The 24632-nt window shown below is 62.8% G+C and carries 28 protein-coding genes and 3 pseudogenes; 18 read left to right on the top strand and 13 right to left on the bottom strand.

Annotated elements, in window-relative coordinates; translation table 11 throughout:
- Positions 1 to 79 precede the first annotated feature (79 nt).
- Positions 80 to 1486, bottom strand: coding sequence for an undecaprenyl-phosphate glucose phosphotransferase (locus tag THIX_RS08595; RefSeq protein ID WP_112485906.1), 1407 nt, complete (start codon positions 1484 to 1486; stop codon positions 80 to 82).
- Between the two features lie 352 nt (positions 1487 to 1838).
- Positions 1839 to 2299, bottom strand: a pseudogene (locus THIX_RS08590) (winged helix-turn-helix domain-containing protein); the annotation flags it as partial.
- Between the two features lie 126 nt (positions 2300 to 2425).
- On the opposite strand from THIX_RS08590, the gene THIX_RS08585 reads away from it, so the two are divergent.
- Both THIX_RS08585 and THIX_RS08580 read left to right on the top strand, forming a co-directional pair.
- Positions 2426 to 3850 carry an RNA-guided endonuclease TnpB family protein gene (locus THIX_RS08585; RefSeq protein ID WP_112485905.1) on the top strand — a complete coding sequence of 475 codons (1425 nt, stop codon included), beginning with the start codon at positions 2426 to 2428 and terminating at the stop codon, positions 3848 to 3850.
- Positions 3851 to 3986: 136 nt separating this feature from the next.
- A complete protein-coding gene (locus THIX_RS08580; RefSeq protein ID WP_112485904.1) occupies positions 3987 to 4691 on the top strand; it encodes a Bax inhibitor-1/YccA family protein in 705 nt (234 codons plus the stop codon).
- Positions 4692 to 4853: 162 nt separating this feature from the next.
- Here THIX_RS08580 and THIX_RS08575 read toward each other — a convergent pair whose 3' ends face one another.
- The gene (locus THIX_RS08575; RefSeq protein ID WP_112485903.1) at positions 4854 to 6356 is read right to left on the bottom strand and encodes an ATP-binding protein; all 1503 of its coding nucleotides are present in this window, start codon (positions 6354 to 6356) and stop codon (positions 4854 to 4856) included.
- Between the two features lie 303 nt (positions 6357 to 6659).
- Between THIX_RS08575 and THIX_RS08570 the strand changes: the two genes are divergently transcribed.
- The 5 genes and pseudogenes from THIX_RS08570 to THIX_RS08550 all read left to right on the top strand — a co-directional run bounded on the left by THIX_RS08570 (position 6660) and on the right by THIX_RS08550 (position 9358).
- Positions 6660 to 6923 carry a hypothetical protein gene (locus THIX_RS08570; protein WP_233224467.1) on the top strand — a complete coding sequence of 88 codons (264 nt, stop codon included), beginning with the start codon at positions 6660 to 6662 and terminating at the stop codon, positions 6921 to 6923.
- Positions 6910 to 7098 (top strand): IS66 family insertion sequence element accessory protein TnpB, encoded by a 189-nt coding sequence (tnpB, locus tag THIX_RS08565; protein ID WP_158540839.1) that lies wholly within the window; start codon positions 6910 to 6912, stop codon positions 7096 to 7098. The genes THIX_RS08570 and tnpB overlap by 14 nt, the downstream gene beginning before the upstream one ends.
- Before the next feature lie 67 nt (positions 7099 to 7165).
- Positions 7166 to 8455, top strand: a pseudogene (locus THIX_RS08560) (IS66 family transposase); the annotation flags it as partial.
- A gap of 238 nt (positions 8456 to 8693) precedes the next feature.
- Positions 8694 to 8933: a ribbon-helix-helix domain-containing protein gene (locus THIX_RS08555; RefSeq protein WP_112485901.1), complete on the top strand. Its 240-nt coding sequence runs from the start codon at positions 8694 to 8696 to the stop codon at positions 8931 to 8933.
- A complete protein-coding gene (locus THIX_RS08550; protein WP_112485900.1) occupies positions 8933 to 9358 on the top strand; it encodes a putative toxin-antitoxin system toxin component, PIN family in 426 nt (141 codons plus the stop codon). Before THIX_RS08555 ends, THIX_RS08550 begins: the two co-directional genes overlap by 1 nt.
- Here THIX_RS08550 and THIX_RS08545 read toward each other — a convergent pair.
- Genes THIX_RS08545 through surE form a run of 8 tightly spaced genes read right to left on the bottom strand, consistent with a single transcriptional unit; the run spans position 9339 to position 17132 of the window.
- Complete coding sequence (locus THIX_RS08545) at positions 9339 to 10763, bottom strand: RNA-guided endonuclease TnpB family protein (protein WP_112485899.1); 1425 nt, start codon at positions 10761 to 10763, stop codon at positions 9339 to 9341. The genes THIX_RS08550 and THIX_RS08545 overlap by 20 nt on opposite strands.
- Positions 10729 to 11292: a hypothetical protein gene (locus tag THIX_RS08540; protein ID WP_112485898.1), complete on the bottom strand. Its 564-nt coding sequence runs from the start codon at positions 11290 to 11292 to the stop codon at positions 10729 to 10731. The genes THIX_RS08545 and THIX_RS08540 overlap by 35 nt, the downstream gene beginning before the upstream one ends.
- A gap of 9 nt (positions 11293 to 11301) precedes the next feature.
- Positions 11302 to 12684 carry a 23S rRNA (uracil(1939)-C(5))-methyltransferase RlmD gene (gene rlmD / locus THIX_RS08535; RefSeq protein WP_112485897.1) on the bottom strand — a complete coding sequence of 461 codons (1383 nt, stop codon included), beginning with the start codon at positions 12682 to 12684 and terminating at the stop codon, positions 11302 to 11304.
- Positions 12685 to 12740: 56 nt separating this feature from the next.
- Positions 12741 to 13544: a 3'-5' exonuclease gene (locus THIX_RS08530; protein WP_112485896.1), complete on the bottom strand. Its 804-nt coding sequence runs from the start codon at positions 13542 to 13544 to the stop codon at positions 12741 to 12743.
- A 5-nt stretch (positions 13545 to 13549) separates the two neighbouring features.
- Entirely contained in the window at positions 13550 to 14527 is a 978-nt protein-coding gene (gene rpoS, locus THIX_RS08525) for an RNA polymerase sigma factor RpoS (protein ID WP_112485895.1), read from the bottom strand.
- Positions 14528 to 14569: 42 nt separating this feature from the next.
- Entirely contained in the window at positions 14570 to 15538 is a 969-nt protein-coding gene (locus tag THIX_RS08520; protein ID WP_112485894.1) for a peptidoglycan DD-metalloendopeptidase family protein, read from the bottom strand.
- 15 nt (positions 15539 to 15553) lie between these two features.
- On the bottom strand, positions 15554 to 16384 hold the full coding sequence (locus tag THIX_RS08515) for a protein-L-isoaspartate(D-aspartate) O-methyltransferase (RefSeq protein WP_233224466.1): 831 nt from the start codon (positions 16382 to 16384) through the stop codon (positions 15554 to 15556).
- Positions 16374 to 17132: a 5'/3'-nucleotidase SurE gene (gene surE / locus THIX_RS08510; RefSeq protein ID WP_112485893.1), complete on the bottom strand. Its 759-nt coding sequence runs from the start codon at positions 17130 to 17132 to the stop codon at positions 16374 to 16376. Before surE ends, THIX_RS08515 begins: the two co-directional genes overlap by 11 nt.
- 521 nt (positions 17133 to 17653) lie before the next feature.
- Between surE and THIX_RS08505 the strand changes: the two genes are divergently transcribed.
- The 11 genes and pseudogenes from THIX_RS08505 (at position 17654) to THIX_RS08465 (ending at position 23366) form a co-directional block, all read left to right on the top strand.
- Positions 17654 to 18178: a winged helix-turn-helix domain-containing protein gene (locus THIX_RS08505; protein WP_158540838.1), complete on the top strand. Its 525-nt coding sequence runs from the start codon at positions 17654 to 17656 to the stop codon at positions 18176 to 18178.
- Complete coding sequence (locus THIX_RS24085; protein ID WP_233224728.1) at positions 18096 to 18719, top strand: IS630 family transposase; 624 nt, start codon at positions 18096 to 18098, stop codon at positions 18717 to 18719. The genes THIX_RS08505 and THIX_RS24085 overlap by 83 nt, the downstream gene beginning before the upstream one ends.
- A gap of 341 nt (positions 18720 to 19060) precedes the next feature.
- Positions 19061 to 19426: a helix-turn-helix transcriptional regulator gene (locus THIX_RS08495; protein WP_112485890.1), complete on the top strand. Its 366-nt coding sequence runs from the start codon at positions 19061 to 19063 to the stop codon at positions 19424 to 19426.
- A gap of 96 nt (positions 19427 to 19522) precedes the next feature.
- Positions 19523 to 20557, top strand: a complete 1035-nt coding sequence (locus THIX_RS08490; protein ID WP_112485889.1) for a spherulation-specific family 4 protein — start codon at positions 19523 to 19525, stop codon at positions 20555 to 20557.
- Positions 20558 to 20583: 26 nt separating this feature from the next.
- Positions 20584 to 20841: pseudogene (locus THIX_RS22950) on the top strand (IS3 family transposase); the annotation flags it as partial.
- A 38-nt stretch (positions 20842 to 20879) separates the two neighbouring features.
- Positions 20880 to 21359: an HD-GYP domain-containing protein gene (locus THIX_RS23755; RefSeq protein ID WP_199195254.1), complete on the top strand. Its 480-nt coding sequence runs from the start codon at positions 20880 to 20882 to the stop codon at positions 21357 to 21359.
- A gap of 96 nt (positions 21360 to 21455) precedes the next feature.
- Entirely contained in the window at positions 21456 to 21827 is a 372-nt protein-coding gene (locus THIX_RS08480) for a helix-turn-helix transcriptional regulator (protein WP_112485888.1), read from the top strand.
- A complete protein-coding gene (locus THIX_RS08475) occupies positions 21824 to 22069 on the top strand; it encodes an SHOCT domain-containing protein (RefSeq protein WP_112485887.1) in 246 nt (81 codons plus the stop codon). The genes THIX_RS08480 and THIX_RS08475 overlap by 4 nt, the downstream gene beginning before the upstream one ends.
- Positions 22066 to 22701 (top strand): class I SAM-dependent methyltransferase, encoded by a 636-nt coding sequence (locus THIX_RS08470; RefSeq protein ID WP_199195253.1) that lies wholly within the window; start codon positions 22066 to 22068, stop codon positions 22699 to 22701. The genes THIX_RS08475 and THIX_RS08470 overlap by 4 nt, the downstream gene beginning before the upstream one ends.
- Positions 22685 to 22822 carry a hypothetical protein gene (locus THIX_RS23360; RefSeq protein ID WP_158540836.1) on the top strand — a complete coding sequence of 46 codons (138 nt, stop codon included), beginning with the start codon at positions 22685 to 22687 and terminating at the stop codon, positions 22820 to 22822. Before THIX_RS08470 ends, THIX_RS23360 begins: the two co-directional genes overlap by 17 nt.
- Before the next feature lie 40 nt (positions 22823 to 22862).
- A complete protein-coding gene (locus tag THIX_RS08465) occupies positions 22863 to 23366 on the top strand; it encodes a hypothetical protein (RefSeq protein ID WP_199195252.1) in 504 nt (167 codons plus the stop codon).
- Between the two features lie 71 nt (positions 23367 to 23437).
- Here the strand turns inward: THIX_RS08465 and THIX_RS08460 are convergent, their stop codons facing one another.
- Both THIX_RS08460 and THIX_RS24575 read right to left on the bottom strand, forming a co-directional pair.
- Positions 23438 to 24427, bottom strand: coding sequence for a permease (locus tag THIX_RS08460; protein WP_112485886.1), 990 nt, complete (start codon positions 24425 to 24427; stop codon positions 23438 to 23440).
- Positions 24428 to 24502: 75 nt separating this feature from the next.
- Positions 24503 to 24628, bottom strand: a complete 126-nt coding sequence (locus tag THIX_RS24575; RefSeq protein ID WP_256359971.1) for a hypothetical protein — start codon at positions 24626 to 24628, stop codon at positions 24503 to 24505.
- Between the last annotated feature and the right edge of the window lie 4 nt (positions 24629 to 24632).

The following is a 24632-nucleotide window of genomic DNA, read 5'->3' as shown; positions in this document are numbered from 1 at the left end:
AATCATAGTTTTAAAACTGCAAATCCACTACCGAGTTCGACACCCTTAATTGCCATGTCACACCCTTGATTTATTATAATCAATAAGCATTTGCATGAATAACCCCTCTAAATAAGGTGAGAAAAATTATTTTGATATCAAGCCAGACAGACCACTTCTGGATGTATAAGACATCATATTCAATGCGCTTCTCCATTTTTTCGAGGGTATCGGTTTCACCGCGAAATCCCGCAATTTGCGCAAAACCGGTGATGCCTGGTTTAACCATATGCCTAGCGGCATAAGATGGAACAATTTCAATATACTGTTGATGATGCTCTACGGCATGTGGGCGTGGCCCGACCAGAGACATTCTCCCCTGAATCACATTGATGAGTTGCGGTAGCTCGTCTAAACTTGTTCGTCTGAGAAATCGCCCGAACTTTGTAACCCGTGGATCGTCTTTCGTCGCTTGTACGAGCTCGCCTTGACAAGGTTCTTGAATGGCCATCATCGTCCTAAATTTGTATATGATGAATTCACTACCAGACCATCCAATACGCCGTTGTTTGAAGAGCAACGGCCCCGGTGAGCTCAGTTTTATCCCAATAGCAATCAACAGCATGAGGGGGCTGGCGATGAGCAAAAAGATACTTCCAAGAATCATATCTTCCGCACGTTTAACCAAGCGATTGACGCCCTGCATGGGAGACACCGAAAGGTCCATCATCGGCATGCCGCCAATTTCCGTGACGGAATGATTGAGTAATTCGTAGCCGAACAAATCAGGAATGTATCGGATATTGGCAGTGGTATGTCGAAGCGCATGAAATGCCGCACGCAAATGTTCCTCGTCGCGAAGCGGAATGGCAACCCAAACTTCGTCAACAGCGTTCGCATTCATAAAAGCTTCCAAGTCTGGCAATATACCGAGCGTGGGAACACTTTCTGTCGAGGGACGTTCGTTGGTGCCGAACCAGGCAACGGGCTTCAAACCTAAACTGGTTTGGGCGGACGCTGTCTGAATGGCGCGCGTCGCATTTTCCCCGTGACCGATGATGCAAAGTGTGCCCACATTGTAGCCACGCTTGTGAATCCAACGCAAAGCCAGGCGCAATGCAATGTGTGTAACACCTAAGCCGATACCTGCCAATGTAAACCACAGGGCAATCCATACCCTGGAATATGTCGCGCCCAGTTTTAAGGCGAATAACAAACCCGTCAGCAACAGAAAGGTCAGCCCCCAACCCAGCCACAGCAGACCTACTTCATGTGCGATGCTACCGGCGCTCCAAGACCTGTAAACGCCTATTTCCGCAAAAATCAAATTGGCGAGAAGGACGGCAATAAAAACAGTTGCGGCTTCATTTTGGCTATTATTCAATTCCGCGAGCCTCAGAAAATAGGCCGCCGTACCAGCCATGACAATAATCAAAGCGTCCGTCAACCGCAACAGCAATGTAAATGTGCTCGGATATTCCCTGAGCGTTTTTCGCCTCAGAAACATAATACCTCCTGCCTCATAACGCAAACCTGCTAAAATCGATCACTCTAGGGAACCGCTGATTTATTCGGAAAGCACATCACATGGTCAGGCTTGGGCCGTTGTAAATCAATGGCTTGCGGCATGTGAGACGCGCTGGAATCGAATAAATCAGCGCTTCCCTCTCGGAGACTTTGGTTTATTTTAGTTCATGAAAATTCTTGCAGTTTCCACGACCCGGTTGTGGCGGTCGTGATGGACTTGACAGCGGCCGCTCAAATTCCGCAGCCTTCAACCGACTCTCGCAGCCGTCGTACCCACAGGACGTGTGAGTGCGGTTTGCTTGCACGTGTTACTTGGTCGGCCCTTACATGGACTCCGTATCCAGCCAGGCGCACCGCAGCAGGGGACTGCTCATAAGCGCGGCGGACGGGCTTTTGCGGTGTGAACCCCCAGCGCGCCAGATACTTGCCCACCGAGCGCACCTGCAGGGCCATGCCGCATTCGCGCTCGATGAGCTGCATCACGGCCGCTCGGCTCCACAGGGCAAAGTCCATCTTGAGCTGCTCGGGGCGGTGGTCACCGATCATCTGTTGCATGCGCGCTTCTTGCTCCGCACTGAGCACACGCTGCTCCCCCGCGCGACGGCCTCTGCGCTGAGGGGCCAGCGCGGACATGCCACCGGTTTCATAGCGATCAATCGTCTTGCTCACCGCCGTGTAGCTCAGCCCCACATCGGCGGTAATCTGCGTGCGCGTGCGCCCGTATGACCTGCCTGCGCCGCTCATGTTGTTCGGCTGGCGTCAGCCGTCTTGCATTTGTCTTTGTCCATGCCAATGCTGGCTCGCATTCATCCCCAAAGTTCAATCTATTTATGGGCTGAATCTATAGGCCTTTGGCCAGCAGGGGTCAAGCGGGCGGTTTTCGCTTGTCGTTCCTCATGAGGCTGGATAAAATCACAGCATGCAAACCGGCTTTCGCTTCCGTTGTTACCCGACCGCCGCGCAGGAACAGACCCTGTTGCGTTGGATCGGTTGTCAGCGGTTCATCGTCAACGCCAAGGTGCGTGAGGATCGTTACTTTCGCACCTTCGCACGCAAGTCGCTGCAGCACACCGGCCAGTACGCGCCGCAGGATCAGCAATACGCGCAATTCATCAGCGAAGAGACGGCCTGGCTGCGCGAGGTGCCGTCTCCGATCCTGCGCAACGGCGCGGTGCGCTGGAAGCAGGCGTATGGACGATTCTTCAAGCAGCTTGCTGGCCGCCCGACGCTGCAACGCAAAACAGGTACGCAGTCGGTGTGGATCACCTCCGAATTGTTCCGCTTCGAGCCGGTGACCGACCCCGCCACGGGTGAGGTTGCGCAGCGCCTCATCCTCGGCACGACGAAGTTTCCAGTGGGTGAGATGGCGTTCAAGACCAGCGGCGCGTTCAAACCACCAGCGTCGATCCACATCACCGTCGAGGCAGGACGCTGGTTTGTCTCAGGATCGTTTGACGATGGTGTTGTGCAAGCAACGTTCCAGGAGACCGCCGACTGGCTGGCGACGTTCACGCAGGACGAGCTGCTTGAACGCACGGTCGGCGTGGATCGTGGTGTGACCATTCCCGCGATGGCGTCGACCGGCCAGGCGTTCGACTTCACGACGGCGCAGCAAGAACGCATGGCGAGGAAAGAAACATCCCGCCGCCGCTGGCAACGCAAGCTGTCGCGGCGAACCAAGGGCGGTGCGAATCGACGCAAGGCGGCACGCCGCGTCGAGGCGCTGCACCAGTACGCCAAAAACGTTCGCCGCGACTTTGCGCATCAGACCAGCCATGCGCTGGTGTCCAACCCGAGCAAGCTGCTCATCGTGTTCGAGGACCTGGGTGTACAGCGTATGACGCGCCGCGCCAGGCCACAGCAGGATGCGGATGGCCGCTACGTGCGCAACGGCGCAGCAGCCAAGTCTGGCCTCAATGCCGCCATCCTGCGCAGCGCATGGGGCAAGGCCAAAGAGTATTCGACGTACAAGGCGCTGCGTGCGGGCAAGCTCTGCTTGTCCGTGCCCGCCCAACACACCTCGCAGGAATGTGCCACGTGCGGCCACATTCACCCAGACAACCGGCTTTCACAAGCCGTGTTTGTCTGCCAACGCTGTGGGAAGAAGGACAACGCGGATCACAACGCGGGGCGCGTCATCGCCAGTCGCGGGGTTGATCGCGTGCTATCTGGTCAGTACAAAGACAAGGACCGCAAGCGCACGATGCGCTTGCGCCAGAAATCACTAGGGCCGGAACGGCCCGAAGTCACGCCCATGGAGACCACGGTCAGTCGCGGCGCTGGAAACAGCGCCACGCTCGGGTCGGGGAAGTGGGAAATCCCCGCGAGAACGCCATGCGTTTAGCGACGGGAGAGTTCATAACGCCTACACTGCATCCAGCAGCACTGTGTCGAGTTGTACCGGGGAACTGGAACGCGGCACTGGCCTCTAATCGGTTGTTTGCCATCGGCAAACCGCATTGCTTTTTGGGAGAACTTCAATGAACGACCGCTTCAATCCGCAACCCTCGCTGTACGCCCAAGGCGCTGGCGGCTATGCCGTAGACCGCAACCGCGTGCTGCGCAACACCTACACCTTGCTGGCCATTTCGCTCATTCCAACGGTGTTCGGCGCCTGGGCCGGCCTGAAGCTGGGCCTCGCCACGTGGATGGTGACCAACCCCGGCATGGGCATGCTGCTGTTCCTGGGTGGCGCTTTCGGCTTGATGTTCGCCATCGAGCGCAACAAGAATTCGCATCTCGGCGTTGGCCTGCTGCTGGGCTTCACGTTTTTCATGGGGCTGATGCTGTCGCAAATGCTCAGCTTCATCCTGGGCATGTCCAATGGGGTGCAACTCATCGGCATGGCCTTCGGCGGCACGGCCATCATTTTCGCGGTCATGGCCTCGCTGGCCACCGTGGTGAAGCGCGACCTGAGCGGGCTGTCGAAGTTCCTGTTCGTCGGCGTGATCATGCTGATAATTGCTGGCATCGCCAACATCTGGCTGCAAATGCCGGCGCTGATGATCATGTTCTCGGTCGCGGCCATCGGCATCTTCTCGGCCTTCATGCTGATTGACGTCAAGCGCGTGCTCGACGGTGGCGAGACGAATTACATCTCGGCCACCCTGGCCATTTATCTGGACCTGTACAACGTGTTCGCCAACCTGCTGGCGCTGTTGGGCATCTTCGGCGGCCGTCGCTGAACCGGCCCCAAACTGCGTTGAGAACAAGCTCGGCGTTGCCGGGCTTTTTTATTGTGCAGGGCGTTAATAAGCAGATGACCAAACTCATTAGATATCAATGAGTTAAACCAGAATCTGGGGTGCGTATGGCTAAAATTAGGAGACGCCCGTCGCCGCACTGTGTCAGACCAGCGCGGCGTAGTCGGTCAGGTCTAAGCAACGATAGCCCCGTTGTGTCAGCGCCTGCCGGCCGTCCGCGGAGAACTCGGGAGCGAACAGCACGCGCTCGCACTGCCATTCGGCTAGGCGGCGGTGTTCGCGTACCTGCAGGAAGTCCGCCACGTGCTTGTCGAAACCTGCCAGGGATGCTGCATCGTGCGCGGCCTCGGAGCGTTTGCACGAGCCGAAGCGCACACGCTTGTTCGGCTCATCTAGGGCCACCAGGTCTATCTCAATGCTATTGGCGATATCGCGCGGCCTATTCCAGTAGCCGAGCTTTAACTCCGACAGCTCGAAGTCGCTGAGCCCCTTGCGCGACATCTCTATGTGCAGACTTCGAATGAGCTTCTCGAAGCTCGCCCCTTCCAGTGTCTGTAGCCGCGGCATTGCCGTGGCCAGCGCCTTTTCAGCAGGTCGCAGACGCGCCGCTTCGCGGGTGGGCTTGGCGACCGACAACCATGCCTGCAGGAAATTGTCGGCGATGTAGTAGCGCGCGTTGCGGCTCTTGCTGTTGGAGAACACCGGTTGCAATCGGTCAACCATGCCGTAATTGTTGACCAACCGACCGATGACCGCTGTCACCGGCGTCGCATCGTGTGGGTCGTTTAGCGCAGCGACAAGCTCGCCATTGCTGCAGCCAGCATGGTCGGCCAGATAGTGCAGAACCGACACGGCCTTGCCGCGCAGCTCGCGGAGAAACCAAGTGTCGGCCTCCTCGGCAAGTGGACTGGAACTGCGTACGAACATACGCGTCAACAACTCGTGCGCGAAAAACGGAGCCTCGACCGAAAACAGGTCCTGTTCGTACGCGTCGTGGTAGAACTTAGGAACACCTTCAAAGAAGGTCCACAGCGTTAGCCATTGCGACGGCCGGTCGAGACCTTGGCCGCGAAACACGGCCATAAGGTCCTGGAAGTCCCAGTGGTTCAGCTTCAACTGCGCTGTGATGCGACCATACAACGGCGCGGCTTTGTCGTCGAGCAGCGCGTTCATCTCCGATTGCAGCGAACCGAGCACGAAAAGCCCACCATGAGGCAGTTTGGCATTGCGTAGCTCGTCGACCTGGGCTTGCAGGAACGAGTTGAAGGCCTTGAGCTTTGCACGCGTGAAGTATTGGAACTCATCAAGCACGACAATGAAGCCGGCCCTGCACATCTGCCCAATGGCATTGGCCATCGAGGGGAAGTCCACCACAGCGGCGGACAGCGCGCGCGGCAACGCCCCTTCGCTGTCCTCCAGGCTGCGCCGCAGCGTCGCCGCGACATCGCGTTCATCGGAGTCTGGTACCTGCATGTAGACCAGATGTGACGCCAGCACCTGACTTTCGCGCGCCAGTTGAGACAACAGCGTCGTCTTGCCGATGCGCCGCCGCCCCTCTATGCGGCAGAAGAACCAACGCCGGGCCTGAACAACTCGCCGCAGCTCTGCGAGTTCTCCGGTGCGTCCATAGAAATTCCACTCAGCCATCGCGCATTTCCATAAGAGTCATTTTTTTATCTTACACTGTTTTAGAATCCAAGTCAATGATTGACAAGTGTTTTTTATGACAGGCGCCGCCGGAAATTTGGCCAGGAGCTCATTGAAAGCAGCGCTTCCAGCCGCTTCGTGCGTCCACCGGCAAGCGTACGTTGACCGATTTCACCGAGGATTGCCCAAAAATGAGGCAAACAAGTCCAATCTTGGTCATCTGCTTATTAACGTAAGCGGCTGGCGAACCCATCTTTTCAATGAAGCGTGGCTGAGTGAAGCTTGGGTTTTTTCGGAGGCCCGATGCGATCGGACAAACTCAGTGAAGAGCGGATTGGTGAGATTCTGGCGATCCTTGATGAACTCAAAGCCAGCGGGTTGAAGGCCGAAGTGTTTGCGCAAAGCAAGGGGCTTGGCTACGGGCAACTGCGCGGCTGGCTGTCGAGCGCACCGCGCTGGCGCGCCCAACTCGCTGGTCTGGCTCTGCCACCACGGCGCAGCGCCTTCGTGCGTGCCCAATGCAACCCGCCCCCTGCACCGGCGGCGGATGAAGGTGCTGGTGTTTGATGGCGCGGGGATCTGGCTATGCACGCGCCGACTGCAAGAAGGCCGGTTTGCCTGGCCGCAAGACGATCGTGCCACCCTGCACCTGAGTGCCGAGCAATGGAACTGGCTGGCCGCCGGTCTGCCCTGGCAGCGCATGAGCGCGCACGCCACAGCCGGTGCCATTGCCGTGGTGTAGCCCCCAAGCGCTTGTCGATCGGGACAACTCCCGATTCTCGCGCGCGTGCGCGCGCGTGCATGTGCCCATGCTCGACGCTCTCGATTCCGACCGACTCCAGGCCCTGGGCGACGATCCGGCGGCGCAGTACGCGCGCGCGGTCATTGCCCGGATGCAGGCGGATCTGAAGTTCAAGCAGACCAAGATCGAGGCCCTGAGCTTCGAGTTGGCACGCCTCAAGCAATGGCGCTTCGGCCACTCCAGCGAGAGCCTGGACGCGCAAGGCCAGCTCTTCGACGCCAAGACGCAGACACTGCTGCAAGCCGAGGAACAGGCGGAGGACCGCGCTGCCGAGCACGAGCGCACAGCCCCGGGCAAACGTTGCCCCAAACGCCAGCCGCTGCCCGGGCAGCTTGAGCGCATCGAGCATCGCTACGAGATCGAATCGGGGCTGTGCCCGCAGGGCCACCCCCTGAGCCGCATCGGTGAGGAGATCAGCGCGCAGCTCGACTGCGAGCCCACGCGCTTCTTCGTGCACCGGCACATCCGCGGCAAGTACGCCTGCGCATGCTGCCAGACGGTGTTGGCTGCGCCCATGCCTGCCCAGATCATCGACAAGGGCATCCCCGCTCCCGGCCTGCTGGCGCAGGTGGTGCTGGCCAAGCATGACGATCACCTGCCGCTGTATCGCCAGGAGGAGATCTATCGTCGCAGCGGCGCGCACATCCCGCGCTCGAGCATGGCGCAGTGGGTGGGCATCTGCGGCGTGCGCCTGGAACCGCTGGCTGCAGCGATGAAGGCGCACGTGCTGAGCCAGCCCGTGTTGCACGCCGATGAGACCCCGGTGGCCGAGCTGGCTCCAGGCACCGGACGGACGCACCGCGCCTATGTCTGGGTCTACCGCAGCGCGTTGACCCCGGCCGTGGTGTTTGACTATTGCGCCAGCCGCGCCGGTGCGCATGCGCGCGACTTCCTGCAGGATTGGTCAGGCACGTTGCTCACCGACGGGTTCAGCGGCTACGCCGCTCTCCATGCCCAGGATGCCATCGTGGAGGCCGGTTGCTGGGCGCATGTGCGGCGCAAGTTCTTCGAGGCGCACAAGCTCGTCGGCAGCGCCATCGCCCAAGAGGCGCTGGTACGCATCGGGGCCTTGTATGGCATTGAGCAGGACATCCGCGAGCATCCGCCCGATGCGCGCACCGCGCTGCGCCAGGAGCTCAGCCGACCCATCCTGGATGCATTGCATCCCTGGCTGATCGGGCAACGCCAGTTCCTGGCCAAGGCCTGCGCCACGGCGCGGGCCATCGACTACGCGCTGGGCCGCTGGAGGGCCTTGTGTGTGTTTGCCTGCGATGGGCATGTGCCGATCGACAACAACCCCTATGGCCCGGACCCTGGCTTCGCCAAGGATCGAGAATCCTGAGGACACGGATTGGGCAGAACACGGCATTCATGGGAGGATGAATCGATGTTTCCCCATGGTCCGTCATCTCTCCGTGAACTTTCTTGGGACACGGGGCACTCGGCACAACTGCCAGTGGCAGTCCCTTGCCCGCCAGCCCACATCCGCCTACACTTAAAACTCACACATATGCGCCTATGCGCCGAATAGCCTTATGAACTCTATCCGCTGGAATGTGGCCGTTTCCGCCGATACGGACCAAGCACTCCGCCTTTTCCTCGCCAGTCAGGGCAGAGGCCGGAAGGGGGATTTGTCGCACTTCATCGAAGAGGCTGTGCGCGCGCGCATCCTGGCCATGAGCGCCGAACAAGCCAAGGCGGCGAATGCGCAGGTGTCTGCGCAGAACTTAGAGGCGATCGTGCGCGAAGCCGTGCAATGGGCGCGTGAACACTGATGCGGGTCGTTCTGGACAGCAATGTCCTGCTGAGCGCTTTGATTGCCCCGCACGGGGCGCCGCATGCGCTCTATTGCGCCTGGCGTGAACGCCGGTTTGAGATCATCACGGCCCAGAAGCAGATCGAAGAAATTCGCCGAGCCAGCCGTTACCCGAAATTCAAAGCCATCCTGCAGCCGCATCTCGTCGGGGCCATGCTCAATAACCTGCAGGGAGCGCAGATCATCGACCCAATGCCTGCGACGCAGTCGGCGGCCGATCCCGACGACGCCTTTCTGCTCGATCTCGCGCTGGCGGGGGATGCCGACTTCCTGGTCACCGGTGATCACCGGGCCGGTCTTTTGCAGCGCAGCCGTATTGGGCGGGCGCGCATTCTCACGCCTGCTGATATGAACTCTCCCGCCGCTAAACGCATGGCGTTGTAGCGGGGGTTTCCCACTTCACCGACCCGTGCTGGACGGCATTGCTGTAGTCCAGACTGACCGTGGTCTCCGTGGGCGTGACTTCGGACCGTTCCGGCCCTAGTGATTTCTGGCGCAGGCGCATCGTGCGCTTGCGGTCCTTGTCTTTGTACTGACCAGACAGCACGCGATCAACCCCGCGATGGGCGATGACGCGCCCCGCGTTGTGATCCGCGTTGTCTTGGTGCCCGCAGCGCTGGCAGACGAACGCGGCCTGTGAAGGCCGGTTGTCCGGGTGAATGTGGCCGCACGCGGCACATTCCTGCGAGGTGTGTTGCGCCGGCACGCACAGGCACAACTTGCCCGCGCGCAGCGCCTTGTAGGTGCTGAATTCCCTGGTCTGGCCCCAGGCTGAGCGCAGAATCGCGGCATTGAGCCCCGACTTGGCCGCCGCGCCGTTGCGCACGTGGCGCCCGTGCTCGTCCTGCTTCGGCCTGGCCCGGCGCGTCATGCGCTGCACGCCCAGGTCTTCGAACACGATCAGCAGCGTGCTGGGGTCGGAAACCAGCACATGACTGGTCTGGTGGGCGAAGTCCCGCCGCATGTTCTTGCTGTACTGGTGCAGGGCCTCGACGCGGCGTGCCGCCTTGCGCAGGTTCGCGCCGCCCTTGGCGCGGCGAGAGAGCTTGCGCTGCCAGCGGCGGATCGCGGCGGCCTTTTTCTCCGTGCGTCTTTTCTGAGCGTCGGAGAAGTCGAACGCATGCCCCGTCGACGCCATTGCAGGGATGGCCACGCCACGGTCGACGCCCACAGCGCGTTCGAGCAGTTCCTGCCGCTCGAACTTCGCCAGCCAGTCGGCGGTTTCCTGAAATGTCGGCGCCGTCGCCCCATCGTCGAACGACACAGAGACGAACCAGCGTCCGGCCTCAACCGTGAGGTGGATAGACGCCGGAACCTTGAACGAGCCGGACACCTTGAACGCCACTTCGCCCACCGGGAATTTCTTGGTGCCGAGGATCAGACGATGCTGGACTGCACCCGTGGCCGCATCGGTCACGGCGTCGAACTGGAACAACTCGGACGTGACCCACACAGACTGCGCACATGGCTTGCGCTGCAGCGTCGGGCGTCCGGCGAGTTTCTTGAAGAACCGTCCATACGCTTGTTTCCACCGCACCGCGCCATTGCGCAGTACCACGCTGGGCACCTCGCGCAGCCAGGCGGTGTCCTCACCGATGAACTGCGCGTACTGCTGATCTTGCGGCGCAAATTGACCAACATGTTGCAACGACTGGCGCGCGAAGGCGCGAAAGTACCGATCCTCGCGCACCTTGGCGTTGTAGACGAACCGCTGGCACCCGATCCAGCGCAGCAGGGTCTGTTCCTGCGCGGCGCTAGGGTAACAGCGGAAACGAAAGCCAGTCTTCATGCTGTGATTTTATGGCTCTGTTGCTCACCCAGTCCATGCCTTGCGGCTTGAACACCTGCTCGATGCGCGCCGAGGTCAGCATGCCGCGGTCGCCCGCCCACACGATGGAGGCGATGCCGAAGCGATCCCGCAACTTGCTCACCTGCGCGGCCACCGTCACCGGGTCGGCCGTGTTGCCGGGAAACACCTCCACCGCGATCGAGCAGCCCTGGCTCGTGCAGATCAGGCCGAAGACAATCTGCGGATCGTCGCGCTTGCCGTCGCGCGAATGCCCGCGTGCAGCCAGTTCGCAGCAGCGCCCCGTCAGCCAGGTCGAGGTCAGTTCGCACAGCACCAAGGTCGAGCCCACCAGGTGCTGGCGCGCCAAGCGACGCTCGATGGCGGGCTGCGCCTCGTGCAGCCAGTCCAGCGCGCGGTACAGGTCATCGGCACCGCACTGGCCGACCCCGAGCACGCGACCCAGCGAGGAGATGGCCGTGTCGTCGTGCAGCATGCGATGCGTGGGCAGGAACCCACCGAAGCGACTCATGAGGCATGTTCAAGCCCGCTCGAACACCGCGATGGACTCCACATGCGAGGTGTGCGGGAACATGTTCACCACGCCGGCCGCGTGCAAGACGTAGCCTGCGTGATGCACAAGCAGGCCGGCGTCGCGCGCCAGCGTGGCCGGGTTGCAGGAGATGTAGACGATGCGCGACGGCGACCTGAAGCCCCCGGCTTGGGCATCGGCCACTTGAACACCTGCGACTTGCACACCGGCCACTTGCATCTCAGCCAAGGCCCTGCACAGCGCCAGCGCGCCCTCGCGCGGCGGATCGATCAGCCATTTGTCGAAAGGGCCGAGTCGCAGCAGGGCCTGGGCGTCCATCTCGAACAGATTGCGGGCCTCGAAACGGCTGCGCTCCGCCAGGCCGTTGAACGCCGCGTTGTCACGCGCGCGCTGCACCAGCGCCTCGCTGCCTTCCACGCCGAGCACCGAAGCGGCGCGTGTGGCCAGAGGCAGGGTGAAGTTGCCGAGGCCACAAAACCAGTCGGCGACGCGTTCGTTGGATTGGGGCGCCAGCAGCCGCAAAGCGCGCGAAACCAGCGCCTGGTTGATGCGGTGGTTGACCTGGGTGAAGTCGGTGGGCTTGAAAGGCATGCGCACACCGAACTCGGGCAAGGTGTATTCGAGCCCGGGGGCTTGCGGATCCAACGGCGCTGCGGTGTGCGGGCCGCCAGGCTGCAACCACCACTGCACGCCGTGCTGCGCTGCGAACCGGGCCAAGGCTTGCCGATCGGCGGGCTTGAGCTCCTGCAGGTTGCGCAGCACCAGCACGGTTTGCGCATCGCCCTCGGCCAGTTCGATTTGCGGCAGGCGGTCGGGGCACGACAGGCCCGCGATGAGCTGGCGCAAGGGCATGAGCAGGGCGGACACATGCGGCGGCAAGATGGCGCAGGTCTGCATGTCGGCCACGTAGCTGGAGCCGCGCTCGTGAAACCCGACCAGGACACCGCCCTTCTTGTGCACCAGGCGCACGGTGAGGCGCGCGCGGTGGCGATAGCCCCAGTTCGGGCCGGCCAGCGGACGCATGACTGTTTGCGGACGCACCTGCGCCAAATGCCAGAGGTCGTCCTCCAAGGTGCGTTGCTTGAAGGCGATTTGGGCTTGCGGGTCGATGTGCTGCATGCTGCAGCCGCCGCACACGCCGAAATGCGGACAGCGCGGCTCGACGCGAGTGTAGGCCGTGCGCTGCCACTCCACAGCCTCGCCCTGCTCCCACTTGGCCTTGCTGCGGGTGACGCGCACGCGCACCACTTCGCCGGGCAGAGCGCCCGCGGCAAACACCACCTTGCCGTCGGCGCGGTGGGCGACGCCTCGGGCCTCGAGGTCAAGCGCCTCGATGGTCAGCCATTCGTCGCAGATCGTCGTCGGTTTCATTGCAGGCCCGGGCTCTGCACCACCCGGAAATGCCAAGGCACGCGGGGGCGACAGCTTCAGGAGTTTGGCGGATCGGGCAGGCGCCAGGCCTGCAGGTATTCAGCCCAGTGCGGCTCGCCCAGCGCCCAGTCGGCCAGGGTGTTGCGCACCAGCGCGACTTCGTCCTGGTGCTCTGCCGGGCTGAAGCCGCCGCGCATGAGCTGGAAGCGGCAATACAGCAAATAGGTGTTGAGCACGTCGGTTTCGCAGTAGCGCCGCACGGCTTCCAGTTCGCCCTGCTGCCAGGCGGCGTAGACCTGGCTGCCATCCATGCCCAGTTTTCCCGGCAGGCCGCAAAGCTGCGCCAGGGTGTCCATACCGGCGTTGGCGCGCGGCTGGTAGAGGGCCAGCAGGTCCATCAGGTCGAGGTGCCGGCTGTGGTAGCGCGAGATGTAGTTGTTCCACTTGAACTCGCGGTCGTCTTCGCCCATGTCCCAGTATTTGGGCGCCTGCACGCCATGCACCAGGCCGCGGTAATGCAGCACGGGCAGATCGAAGCCGCCGCCATTCCAGGAAACCAGTTGCGGTTCGTGTTTGTCGACGATGCGGAAAAAACCCTGCACCGCCGCGCCTTCCTGGCCGCCACGGTCGACGAAGGAATGCACCTTCAGCCCCTGGGCGTTGCGGAAGATGCAGGAGATGACCAGCACGCGCTGGCAGATCACGGGGAGAAAATCGCTGCCGGTTTGGGCCTTGCGCCGCTCCTGCGCCTGGGCGATGGTGGCGGCGTCGTCCAGGCACGCGTCGGCCAGGCCGGCGGCGCGGATGGCTTGCGCGTCGGGGATGGTTTCGATGTCGAAGACGACGACGGGCGCGGCCATGACGCTCAGAGCACCGAAGATTTGTCGACCCCGCCCTTGGACAGGCGGCGTTTGAGCTTGAGCAGGGCTTCCTGCTGGATCTGGCGCACGCGCTCGCGGGTGAGGTCGAGGCGTTGCGCCAGGGTTTCCAGGGTTTCGGTGTCGCGGCCGTACAGCCCGAAGCGCGCTTCGATCACCTCGCGCTCGCGCTCGGCCAAAGTCTGCAGCCAGGCGTCGAGCAGATGCGTGACCTCGTGCGCCTGCGCGGTATCGTCGGGGCCGGGCGCCTGCTGGTCGGCAAACTGGTCCTGGTAGCTGTCGCCCGCGCTGGTTTCGTGCATCAGGTCGAGCGAGGCGGGCAGTTCGCCCAGGGTGAGCAGATCGGCCACCTCGTCGGCCGTGCGGCCGGTGAGGCCGGCAATGTCTTCGACCGAGGCCACACCGTTGGGGCTGGACTCTTCCAGGTGGTGCCGCGCTCGCAGCACCTGGTTGAGCTCGCGAATGACGTGCACCGGCAGGCGGATGGTGCGCGCCTGCTGCATGATGGCACGCTCGACGTTTTGGCGTATCCACCAACTCGCATAGGTGGAGAAGCGGAAGCCGCGCTCGGGGTCGAATTTCTCGATGGCGTGCATCAAGCCCAGATTGCCTTCCTCGATGAGGTCGGCCAGGGCCAGGCCGCGGCCGGCATAGCCCTTGGCAATGCTCACCACCAGCCGCAGGTTGTGTTCGACCATGGCTTGCCGCGCCGCGAAATCGCCCTGGCGGGCGCGCGTGGCGGTGTCGAATTCCTGCTGCGGCGTGAGCAGCGGCTTGATGCGAATCTGGTTGAGGTAGGCCTGCAGCACGCTCTGGCTGGCGGCGTCCACGCCATCGCCCGCCATGCGGCCAAGCTCTTGCGTCGCCAGTTCGTCTCGCCCCGAGCCTTGCGGCTCTTCGGCGTCACCCGCAGCGTCAGCGGCAGCGGGTGTGGACGTCGATGATTTTTTGGGTGCGCGCGGCATGGGGCGGCTTGAGGTGGCTTCAGGCAGCTTGGATAGGGGTGCTCAATGCGGCGGCAGAACCTGCATCGGATCGATGGGTTTGCCGCGCAGGCGCACCTCGAAATGCAGTTCCACACGCGGGGCGTCCGTCGATCCCATGAGGGCGATTTGCTGCCCGCGCTGGATGTCCTGGCCATCTTTCACCAGCAGTTTCTCGTTGTGCGCGTAGACCGAGATGTAGTCGGCGTTGTGCTTGATGATGACCAGGTTGCCGAAGCCGCGCAACTCGTTGCCGGCGTAAACCACCTTGCCCTTGGCCGCCGCGAAAATGGGCTCGCCCTGCTTGCCGGCGATGTCGATGCCCTTGCTGGTGCTGCCGTTATAGCCCTGAATGATTTTTCCCGGCGCCGGCCACGACCATTGCAAACCGCCGTTGTCAGCCACGGCCTTGGGCGCCACGGCCCCGGCAACCGCGCTGGCCATTGGCGCGGGCGCTGCAACCGCGCCTGCAGGAGATGCGGCTGAAGTTGCAGCCACGACGGGCGGCGCGACTGGGGCCACCGTAGGCGGCGCAGGAGTCGGCGAACCCATGGGTGCCAGCGGATACGACTGAGCCACCTGGCCGTTGGCCGGCATGGCGCCCTGAGGCGCCGCGGCCACGGCAGGCGGCGTACCAGCCACCGGGGGTGCCACGCGCAACACCTGGCCCACCGTGATGACGTTCGGATCGCTGAGGTTGTTCCAGCTCACGATGTTGTGCCAGTCCTGGCCGAACTGCAGGCCGATGCGGCGCACCGTGTCGCCGGGTTGCACCGTGTAGTAACCGGGCTGGCCCGCATAAGCGGCGTAGGGGCCTGCGTTGGCGGCTGCGGAGGCGCTGCTTGCGGGCGCTGCGCTGGCCGGTGCTGCGGTCGATCCGACGGGCGTGAAGTTCTTGCTGACCACCGGTGCGGGATTGAGCGACACCGTCGAACAAGCGGCCAAAAAAGTGGCCAGAAGCGAGGTGAGCAAGAGCGGAAGAACGAGTCGCATGGAGGAGCCTGAGCGTCAGAGAACGCCCGATTTTAGAGGGACAAAATGCGCGTCTTCCACGCACCACGAGTCCACCCTGCCCGTGGCCGTTTTGCGGTAGGCCATGAGGCGCTGCGGCTGCCCGACGGGCGCCAAGAGCACCCCACCCGGACGCAACTGCGCCAGCCAGGAGGCGGGAACTTCGGCACAGGCGGCGGCGCTGAGCACGGCGTCGAACGGCGCGCCCGCGACGGCTCCGTCGGTGCCGTCGCCCAGCAGCAGGCGCAAATTCGGCAGGCGCAGCGCGCGCAGATTGCGCCGTGCGAGTTCGTGCAAGGCGCGGATGCGCTCGATGCTGTAGACCTCGCCCGCCACACGGCTCAGCACCGCGGCCTGATAGCCGCAACCGGTGCCGATCTCCAGCACGCGCTCAGGCTTGGCCCCCAGGCTTTGCAGCAGAACCGAGGCGCAACGCGCCACCACGGAAGGCTTGGAGATGGTCTGGCCATGCCCGATGGGCAGAGCGTTGTCGAGATAGGCCTGAGCCACCAGCCCGGGCTCGAGAAACACATGGCGCGGCACGGCCAGCATGGCATTCAACACGGCCGGCTCCATGCCGCCCATGGCACGCAGCCGCTCCACCATGCCGTCGCGCACGGCCTGCGAGTCCATGCCCTGGCCGGTGGGCACACCCGGCTGAACCATGGTTTGGCGGTATGCCCCCTGCGAGCGCGGCAGCGCCGGCCTGCCGCCCTCGGCAGGAAGGGGGTTGGAACGGGGGCGTGTGGCACCGGACGAGCCCGCCGCCGCGTCGCCCCACTTGGCCGGATAGCGGGGACGCGCCGTGCGGGTGGAATCAGCGCTCACCGGCCATGCCCGAAAAGCGCACCTTGCAGTCGTCCAGCAACTGGTAGTGCGTGAGGTCGAGTTGCAGCGGCGTGAGCGACGCATAGCCCTGGGCGATGGCGTCGAAGTCGGTGCCGGGCTGGTCGTCGCGGGCCTCGCCTGCGGAGCCAATCCAGTAAATCGGCTCGCCGTGCGGGTTGTGCTGCAGGATCACCGGCTGACTGGGGTGCCGCTTGCCCAAACGCGCCACCCGCACGCCGCGCAAGGCGCTGCGGGCAACATTGGGGACGTTGAGATTGAACAGCACGGGCTCCACAGGCTTGCGCTCCAGCAGATTCCGAGCCACCTCCACGGCAACCTGCACCGCGGTATCCAGGTGCTCCCAACCCTTGTGAACCAGCGACACGGCCAGGGCCGGCATGCCAAAGAGATAGCCCTCCGTGGCCGCGGCGACGGTGCCGGAATAAATGGTGTCATCCCCCAGATTGGCGCCGTTGTTCACGCCGCTCACGACCAGATCGGGTTTGAAGTCCAGCAGGCCGGTGAGCGCAATGTGCACACCATCGGACGGTGTGCCATTCACGTACAGAAAGCCATTGGCAGCCTTGAAAACCGACAGCGGGCGGCTGAGGGTGAGTGCGTTCGAAGCCGCGCTGGCGTTCTGCTCAGGCGCGACCACGGTAACGTCCGCCAGCCCGCACAGCCCGGCGTAAAGCGCTTGCAATCCGGGAGCTAGATAACCATCGTCATTGGTGAGCAGGATGCGCATGGCTGCATCTTATCGGGGACTCGATCTGCGGCTGGAATGCAGCCCCTGGCAGCAGTCGGCCAAAGCCCCGTGCCAGCGCCTTGGCCATACAAGCCGGCCACAAAAAAGCGCGAACTGCGAGGGTCACGGCGCTTGTTGTTCATGCCTTGATGGCGAAAACACTTTGGGGTGGCTGATGGGACTCGAACCCACGACGACAGGAATCACAATCTACGGCTGCAACCCGCATAAATACTGGCTTGCAAGGCAGTCCGTGGGAATTCCATACAGAATTGCGGCCTAGGCTTTGCGTGGGCTCCAAGAGGGTCGTTCCCACGGAAAAAGACATCTCCCAGATCCGCCCCAAAGGCGGTTCATCCGTACGTCCAGCGAACCTATCATCTTGACACCTGAAGTGATGGTCAGGTGCTGATAGCAGGGGCGCTGGTTTTCGCCCAGTTGTGCGGCAGCAATTCGCTCATACCAATTTGCGTTCAATAGATTAGATATCATGCGATTCCATGGACTTCAAGGAGCCGTGGATGAAGAGTCTGATCGTGGGAGACAAGCCGACGGTGGCGCGGCTTGCCGAGCGACTCAAGCAAGCCGCCAGCCACGCGGAGTACCAGCGCATCCAATGCGTGCTCATACGCGCGACGCTGGGTAGCTCAGCCGCCCAGATTGCCCAGTTGCTGGGCTGGTCGACGGCCACGGTGCATGTGCTGCACTCGCGCTGGGCCAAGGATGGCGACGCAATCTTCGATCTGCGCGGTCGAGGTGGCAGGCGCCATCAGCACCTGAGCCCGGAACAGGAGCAACAGTTGCTTGCGCCGTTCGTGGCGCGTGCTGACGCTGGCGGCATGCTCAGCGTGGCGGAGATTCAGCAGGCCTACCAGGAGCGCGTCGGCAAGGCGGTGGCGCCCTCGACGATCTACCGGCTACTCGACCGCCACGGCTGGCGCAAGGTCGTGCCTCGTCCGAGGCATCCCAAGGCGGACGTGGCGGCCCAGGCCGCGTTTAAAAAAACGGCGCCGCGCGGTACGCCAAGAGGTCGCGCGCCAGGCTGAGCACGGCCGCCGGGTGCGGGTGATGTTCCAGGACGAAGGCCGCTTCGGCCTGTTGGGTACGCCCAGGCGGTGTTGGGCTCCCAGCGGCGTGCGGCCCGTGGTCGGCGCCCGGCTGGAACGCAAGTCCATCGACGCGTTCAGCGCCGTGAGTGCGCACGATGGCGTGCTCGACAGCCTCGTGCTGCCATGGGTCAACGCCGAGACGATGTCGCTGTTCCTGGCCGAGGTCGCCCAGCGCCACTCGAGCGAGTTCGTCGTCATGGTCATGGACCAGGCCGGCTGGCATCTGGCAGGCGAGTTGATCGTGCCCGCGAACATGCGGCTGATCTTCCTGCCGCCGTACAGCCCCGAACTGAACCCAGCCGAGCACCTGTGGGATGCGTTGCGCGCAGAGAGCTTCGCAAACACCGTCTTCGCCGACCTCGATGCCGTCGAGCGGGCGCTGACCAAGGGGCTCTGCGCACTCGAAGCAAATCCCGCCAGAACCCAGTCCATGACTGGGTTCAAATGGATAACATCTATATCGTTGAACGCAATTTAGTATCAGGACGCCTCGGGCAGTCAACCATAACCCGACCGACAGGGGGCCTCTGGCGGCCAGGCAGGGGCCTGATCAAAAAACGTCAACACACCACCGAAAAAGGAAACACAGCCCTCAAACCAAACACCCAAACCTAAAATCAAACCGCGCAACACCCTGATCGGTCACGTTCACGCTCACACCCTTGGCCGGCGACCTCTCGATGCGCATCTTGGCACCCGCCTTGCAGTGGGCGCAGGAGCACAGCGATGTGTGGCACCAGAAATGGAAGGAACTCAACCCATGAACACCCCCACGCATGCCCATTTGCGCCTGGCCGCCGTGCAGCCGATGACGTGTCCATGACGGTCGATCTCTCCGCGGTCATGGACCGCTATCCGGTGCTCAGCGCCCTGCGTGATGCGTCGCTGTTCCAGGCCGCACGCCTCGATGAGGGAGGCCATAGCGTGCAGTGGGGCGATGACGACAACCTGGAACTCGCCGCTGACAATCTGCGCGCGCTGGGCTTCGAGCAGCAGGGGCACTTCTCCGCCACATTCCTCTGGAACTGGATGGCCCGCCACCATCTCACGCTCGACCAAGCCGCCGAGGCGCTCGGCATCTCTCGCCGCATGCTGGCGTATTACCGCAGCGGGGAGCGCCCGGTTCCGCGTACCGTGGCCTTGGCTTGCCTGGGCTGGGAAGCGCAGCACAAGGCGGCGGCATGATGGCACCGTACATCGGGCCCAGTCAAACGCCAGTCATCGCACCTGCAGCGCGGCTTGGCGTCGGTTGGCACCGGGAGCGCGGGGGAGCGCGCGTGCATGCTTGAATCTTTTGTGACATGGGCCGCTTGGGGCGCGACCGCCGCGCTCGTGCTGGCGTTGTCCGCTTGTGGCGGAGGATGGGACACGGCTTCGCCCACTGCCAGCGCATCGAATGCGCAGGGCACGTCGCCTGGGGCCCTCAAGCGCAATCCGATGGGCGTGCTCATTCCGCTCTACGCCTACCCGCTGTCGGACAGCGGCACGCGTGTCGCAGCCTGGGCTGCTGTGGAGGCGCAGGCCGCTGCTGTGCCCACCGTGGCCATCATCAACCCCAGCAATGGCCCGGTGGCCTGCACCTCACCGGCGTCGGCCACGCTGACCGCGTTTCTGCAAGGCATCGCGCAACTGCATGCCGCGGGCGTGACCGTGCTGGGCTATGTGCACACCAGCTACGGCCAGCGCGACCAGGCATTGGTGCAGCAGGACGTGCAGTCCTATGCGCAGTGCTATGGACTGGACGGCATCTTTTTCGACGAGGTGTCGGGAAATGCCGCCTCCGCCAGTTATGACGCCGAAGTTGCCGCGACCGCGCGGCAAACCATCGTTCCGGCCAGCGGCAAGCCCGCATTGGTGGCAATCAACCCCGGCACCTATCCCGACATCTCGATTGCGAACACCGCCGACATCACGGTGATGCACGAAAGCATGGACCTGAGCCTGCCCCCGGTTCCGGCGGGCCTGAGCAGCTACCCGGCGAGCAAGTTCGCCTATCTGGCGCTGGGCATCAGCAATCTGTCACAGGCGCAGGCGGCAAGCTTGTCCAACCTGTTCCAACAAGGGGTGGGTTACGTCGACCTCACCGATCAAGGTCAAGGCACCGACCCCTGGGCCAATCTCACCACCGACTACCCCGGCCTGATTCAGGCCGTCCAGGCGCTTAATCAGACCACCAAGTCGTTGGCGTTGCCGCGCAAACGGCTGCTTGATGCAGCGCGATTTCAAGAGCGAAACGCCACTTTGCAAACCACCGTCTCCAAGACCACTTGCATCGAGATTGCGCCCATCCGCCAATCAACATCTTCGCTTTCTTGATTCATCTGCTCGATTGATGGTGTGGGCTACTTTGCCAAGGAGTCGATGTGAAGTTCGGCTTCGTGGCGAAGCACCGAGGGGTCTGGCCGGTGAACCTGATGTGCAAGCCGCTCGGTGTCTCGCCAAGCGGCTGCTGCGCGTGGTTGGTCCGTCCCAGGAGTCAGCGCAGCCTGGACGACGAAGTGCTGGGCACGCTGATGCGCCAGAGTTTCGTCGGCAGTGACCGCACGTATGGCGCACGCCGGGTGTGGCATGACATGCTCGAACTCGGTCTTCGCTGCGGCCCCTGCCCCGCATCGTCGGCTGATCGATGCAGGCCAGCATGACCTCGCAGCTCGTAGCCGATGCGCTGATCGATGATGAACCAACCCGCGCAGGGCTGCCACGCAAAGAAGAAGCGCCGACGTGGCGAAGCGGATGGTTCGGACGCTGGCTTGGTCCGCGCACCCGGCCCGGGTCCGACGAGACGGCCGATCACCTGCTGGTCAGCCTGCTCAACATGGCATGGTTTGTCGAAGCACGCGATCCGCATACCGGTGGCCATTTGTGGCGCGTTTCCCGCTATGCACGCATGCTTGCCGCTGCGGCGGGGCTGGATGCAGTAGAGGTCGCGCGCGTCAGCCTGGGTGGGTTTTTGCACGATCTGGGCAAGATTGGTGTGCCCGATGCCATCCTGTGCAAATCAACCCCACTCATCGACGCGGAGTGGGCGGTCATGCGCACCCCTCCGGACATCGGGATGCGTTCGCTCGCGGCGCATTCCCACACCAGTCAGCGACTGGATCTCATTCCAACCGGATGATGCGCTCGGCCTGCCGCAAGCGTGGCATTTGACATGGGCGCAAGAGTCACTAACATATGAATCGATATTCATATAAACAACGATTCATTTGATGCCATGGCACTCTCCAACTCCGAGCAAACCCGCTTGGTTGCCGCGTTCAAGGTGCTGGGCGAACCGACCCGCCTGCGCATCTTGTGTGGATTGGGTTTGGAATGCCGTCCGGTCACAGACATCATCCAGGCCACCGGCATGGGCCAGACTCATGTCTCCTTTCATCTGCGCATGCTGCGAGAAGCCGGCTTGGTGCGCGCCGAGCGCCGTGGCCCATTCATCTATTACTGCCTTGCTGACCCTTCCCTGCCGGGCATCCTGCGTGAACTCGCGAATTGGCTGGATGCTCGCCAGATTCCACCAACCAAAGGCGCGTCTCGGCCTGGCCGGCCCGGCGCCGCGACGGCAACAACGACTCTGGAGGTGAGATCATGATGGGGTTCAACGGACCGTGGGGCGGATTTCCCTGGATGTGGATTTTTCCGCTGATTTTTCTGGTCATTCTGTTGATCTTTTTGTTCCGCGGCACCGGTGGACCGATGTGCGGCGGCTCCGGCATGCACCGACGCGGGCCAGGCGGTGAGTCGACCGCGCGGGACATCCTCGATCAGCGATATGCGCGCGGAGCAATCAGCGCCGATGACTACCAGCGCATGAAGAAGGATCTCGAAGCATGATGCAGGAACGTTTGTTTCCCGCCACCGCGATGCCCGATCAGGATTGGTGGCAGGCCTTGTGGCCCGAGCCTGACGGCTTGATCGCGACCTTGCGCATTGAGCCGGGCATGCATGTGGTCGATCTGGGCTGCGGAGACGGCTATTTCACCGCGGCGATTGCACGACGTGTCGGCGCGGGCCGCGTCATCGGCTTCGACCTGGACCCCATCCTGCTGGAGCAAGCTCGGGCCGTCTGTGTGCCCTATGGCCATTGCGATTGGGTGCTTGGGGATGCCATGGAGCTGAGTCGGTTGATCCCCGCGCCGGTGGACTATGTCCTCATCGCCAACACCTTCCATGGCGTGCCAGACCCGACGGCATTGGCCCGGGAAATCGCCGCCGTTCTCAAACCGCCCGGGCGGTTCGCCATCGTCAACTGGCACCCCATCGCGCGCGAACAGACCCCCGTTCTGAGTCAACCACGGGGGCCGCGCACCGAACTGCGCATGTCTGCCGCGCAGACCCAAGCCGTGGTTGAGCCAGCGGGCTTTGCCCTGGAAACACAGGTCGAATTGCCGCCTTACCACTATGCGGCCATCTTCACCCGCACCCATGGAACCGACCCAGGAGAACGTCATGCCCGCGCAACATGAACCGATCATCGAGCAGGGCAACCATTTTCATGCAGCGGTCTATGGCCCGGAGGGGGCATTGGACCGCAAGACACGCCGCCTCATCGGTCTCGGTGCGGCGCTGGTGACAAACCACCCGTAACGCCGAGACGATCAACGGCATCATCCACCAGGAGATTGACATGGAAGCGAAAGATCAAGACAGCAAGACAGGCAGCGAATCACAGCCTGAATCGGGCGGTGGTGCCAACCCGATGATGACGGGTATGGGCATGATGAGGAAAATGATGGCCCAAATGGGCTCGGGCGGCGAGGGTCCGATGGCCATGATGCAAAAGATGATGGGACAGATGCGCAATCAGCAGGCGGGCGAGGCTCCCAACCCGATGCAAAACATGATGAGCATGTGCATGGGCATGCAAGCCGAGATGCTCAGTGCGTTGCACACAACGACGTCGATGGCAGCGTTTGCCACGCCGGAGCTGCATGCGCTGTTTGCCACCTGGATGGAGAGTCTGGAGGGTGAGGCGCTTGCGGCGCTGGCCCAACAGGGCGAGGTCGATACCGCTGCGCTGGCTTCACAACTCAAGATCAGCGAGGCCAGTGCGATCCATCTCGTGGCGCAGCTTGCCACAAAGGGCAAGATCCATTTGCGCGCCCAGGCATCCGCCGCTCCGGCGAACTGAAGTTCGTCGGTCACCCGACATTGAAGGTGTCTGGTTGCCGATCGACCGTTGATGCTTCGGGCCGGTAGGGGCTAACGATTGAGCGCGAGCCCCAAGATCCCGGTGATGACGAGCACACCGAGGGCATAAAGCGTCGCGCTGCGCCGTCCCATGGCGCGCGCGACGGGGCCAAGTGTCGAGACGTTGCTGCCCACTCCGGCAACCAGCAGGATCATGGCATTGCCGGGACCCATGCCTTTTTCCAGCAAGGCATGGACAAAGGGCAGCGAGCCGAGGCTGTCCGTGTACACGATACCGGCGAACACGAGGGCGAAACCGACACCCGCGATCCCTTCGCCGCTGAGGTATCGGCTGACCCAATCCGCCGGCAGGTACACCTTGGCCGCTGCGCCAAGCAGGATGCCCGCACCGATCCAAGGCGCCAGCTCGCGAAACAGCGCGATGGCCGTACCCAAAGCCGCGCGCAGTTTCCGCGCTGGCTCGTGGAAGTCGAACCAACCGGATCCTTCTGCGGAGACCAACTCGCCAGAGTCACAACCGCAGCGTTCGGTCGCACAGGATGATTCGGCAGGCGCACAGGTGGCCGACGCCTCGGCGATGCCCTCCCTGCCAAGCGCCGGCGAGGCGGGCGCAACGCGGCTTGACCGCAGGGCCCACCCATCAACCAGCATTCCGGTTCCCCACCCTGTGAGCACGGCGGCTGCCGCGACGGCCACGCCGTTTCGAGGTCCCAGAAATATGATCAGCGCGCTCAAGCCATACCAATTGAACCAGGGGGTGGCGATGAGGAAGGCGCAGGCGGGGCCGGCACGCTGGGTCTGCCTGAACAAACTCATGGCCGTCGGAATGGCGGTACAGCAGCACAAAGGGGTCGCGAACCCGATCAATGCTCCCGCCAGATTGGCGCGTACGACACCGCCGCTGACCAGCCGCTGCAGGGCCTGCGCGCGCACGAATTGCTGAAGCAACCCAGCCACCAGAAAGCCAAAAACGGCCACCTCCGCGAACTCGACCGCATAGTCGAGTGCGGTGTGGAGCAATACAACCCAGGTTGGATTCATGACAGTTCGCGATCAGGTCTCGCTCGGTCGTGATGTTGCGCGGATCCGGAGAAATTGCGGATGCGTGCGCCATCGTCAGAACGCACCGTCTTCCATCATGGCACTGGGCTCGAACCGTGCATAGCGCAGAGCCAGACTCGGCAGCACCAGAAGGTTCAAGATCGTCGACGTCAGCAGCCCTCCCAGAATCACGGTCGCCATCGGC

Origin of the sequence: Thiomonas sp. X19 (assembly GCF_900089495.1) — a bacterium.
In the GTDB taxonomy this organism is placed as follows: Bacteria; Pseudomonadota; Gammaproteobacteria; order Burkholderiales; family Burkholderiaceae_C; genus Thiomonas_A.
This window is presented reverse-complemented; position numbering and strand designations above follow the sequence as displayed.

Excerpts from the sequence above, each read along its gene's own strand:
- THIX_RS08465 (WP_199195252.1), top strand. The coding sequence starts at position 22,863 with ATGGAAGCGAAAGATCAAGACAGCAAGACAGGCAGCGAATCACAGCCT.
- THIX_RS08555 (WP_112485901.1), top strand. The coding sequence starts at position 8,694 with ATGAACTCTATCCGCTGGAATGTGGCCGTTTCCGCCGATACGGACCAA.
- THIX_RS08585 (WP_112485905.1), top strand. The coding sequence starts at position 2,426 with ATGCAAACCGGCTTTCGCTTCCGTTGTTACCCGACCGCCGCGCAGGAA.
- THIX_RS08530 (WP_112485896.1), bottom strand. The coding sequence starts at position 13,544 with ATGGCCGCGCCCGTCGTCGTCTTCGACATCGAAACCATCCCCGACGCG.
- THIX_RS08460 (WP_112485886.1), bottom strand. The coding sequence starts at position 24,427 with ATGAATCCAACCTGGGTTGTATTGCTCCACACCGCACTCGACTATGCG.
- THIX_RS08540 (WP_112485898.1), bottom strand. The coding sequence starts at position 11,292 with ATGAGTCGCTTCGGTGGGTTCCTGCCCACGCATCGCATGCTGCACGAC.
- THIX_RS08480 (WP_112485888.1), top strand. The coding sequence starts at position 21,456 with ATGGCACTCTCCAACTCCGAGCAAACCCGCTTGGTTGCCGCGTTCAAG.
- rlmD (WP_112485897.1), bottom strand. The coding sequence starts at position 12,684 with ATGAAACCGACGACGATCTGCGACGAATGGCTGACCATCGAGGCGCTT.
- THIX_RS08495 (WP_112485890.1), top strand. The coding sequence starts at position 19,061 with ATGACGGTCGATCTCTCCGCGGTCATGGACCGCTATCCGGTGCTCAGC.
- THIX_RS08475 (WP_112485887.1), top strand. The coding sequence starts at position 21,824 with ATGATGGGGTTCAACGGACCGTGGGGCGGATTTCCCTGGATGTGGATT.
- THIX_RS08520 (WP_112485894.1), bottom strand. The coding sequence starts at position 15,538 with ATGCGACTCGTTCTTCCGCTCTTGCTCACCTCGCTTCTGGCCACTTTT.
- THIX_RS08595 (WP_112485906.1), bottom strand. The coding sequence starts at position 1,486 with ATGTTTCTGAGGCGAAAAACGCTCAGGGAATATCCGAGCACATTTACA.
- THIX_RS08550 (WP_112485900.1), top strand. The coding sequence starts at position 8,933 with ATGCGGGTCGTTCTGGACAGCAATGTCCTGCTGAGCGCTTTGATTGCC.
- THIX_RS08470 (WP_199195253.1), top strand. The coding sequence starts at position 22,066 with ATGATGCAGGAACGTTTGTTTCCCGCCACCGCGATGCCCGATCAGGAT.
- rpoS (WP_112485895.1), bottom strand. The coding sequence starts at position 14,527 with ATGCCGCGCGCACCCAAAAAATCATCGACGTCCACACCCGCTGCCGCT.
- THIX_RS24575 (WP_256359971.1), bottom strand. The coding sequence starts at position 24,628 with ATGGCGACCGTGATTCTGGGAGGGCTGCTGACGTCGACGATCTTGAAC.
- THIX_RS08580 (WP_112485904.1), top strand. The coding sequence starts at position 3,987 with ATGAACGACCGCTTCAATCCGCAACCCTCGCTGTACGCCCAAGGCGCT.
- THIX_RS23360 (WP_158540836.1), top strand. The coding sequence starts at position 22,685 with ATGCCCGCGCAACATGAACCGATCATCGAGCAGGGCAACCATTTTCAT.
- THIX_RS08575 (WP_112485903.1), bottom strand. The coding sequence starts at position 6,356 with ATGGCTGAGTGGAATTTCTATGGACGCACCGGAGAACTCGCAGAGCTG.
- THIX_RS08545 (WP_112485899.1), bottom strand. The coding sequence starts at position 10,763 with ATGAAGACTGGCTTTCGTTTCCGCTGTTACCCTAGCGCCGCGCAGGAA.
- THIX_RS23755 (WP_199195254.1), top strand. The coding sequence starts at position 20,880 with ATGACCTCGCAGCTCGTAGCCGATGCGCTGATCGATGATGAACCAACC.
- THIX_RS08490 (WP_112485889.1), top strand. The coding sequence starts at position 19,523 with ATGCTTGAATCTTTTGTGACATGGGCCGCTTGGGGCGCGACCGCCGCG.
- THIX_RS08570 (WP_233224467.1), top strand. The coding sequence starts at position 6,660 with ATGCGATCGGACAAACTCAGTGAAGAGCGGATTGGTGAGATTCTGGCG.
- THIX_RS08505 (WP_158540838.1), top strand. The coding sequence starts at position 17,654 with ATGAAGAGTCTGATCGTGGGAGACAAGCCGACGGTGGCGCGGCTTGCC.
- surE (WP_112485893.1), bottom strand. The coding sequence starts at position 17,132 with ATGCGCATCCTGCTCACCAATGACGATGGTTATCTAGCTCCCGGATTG.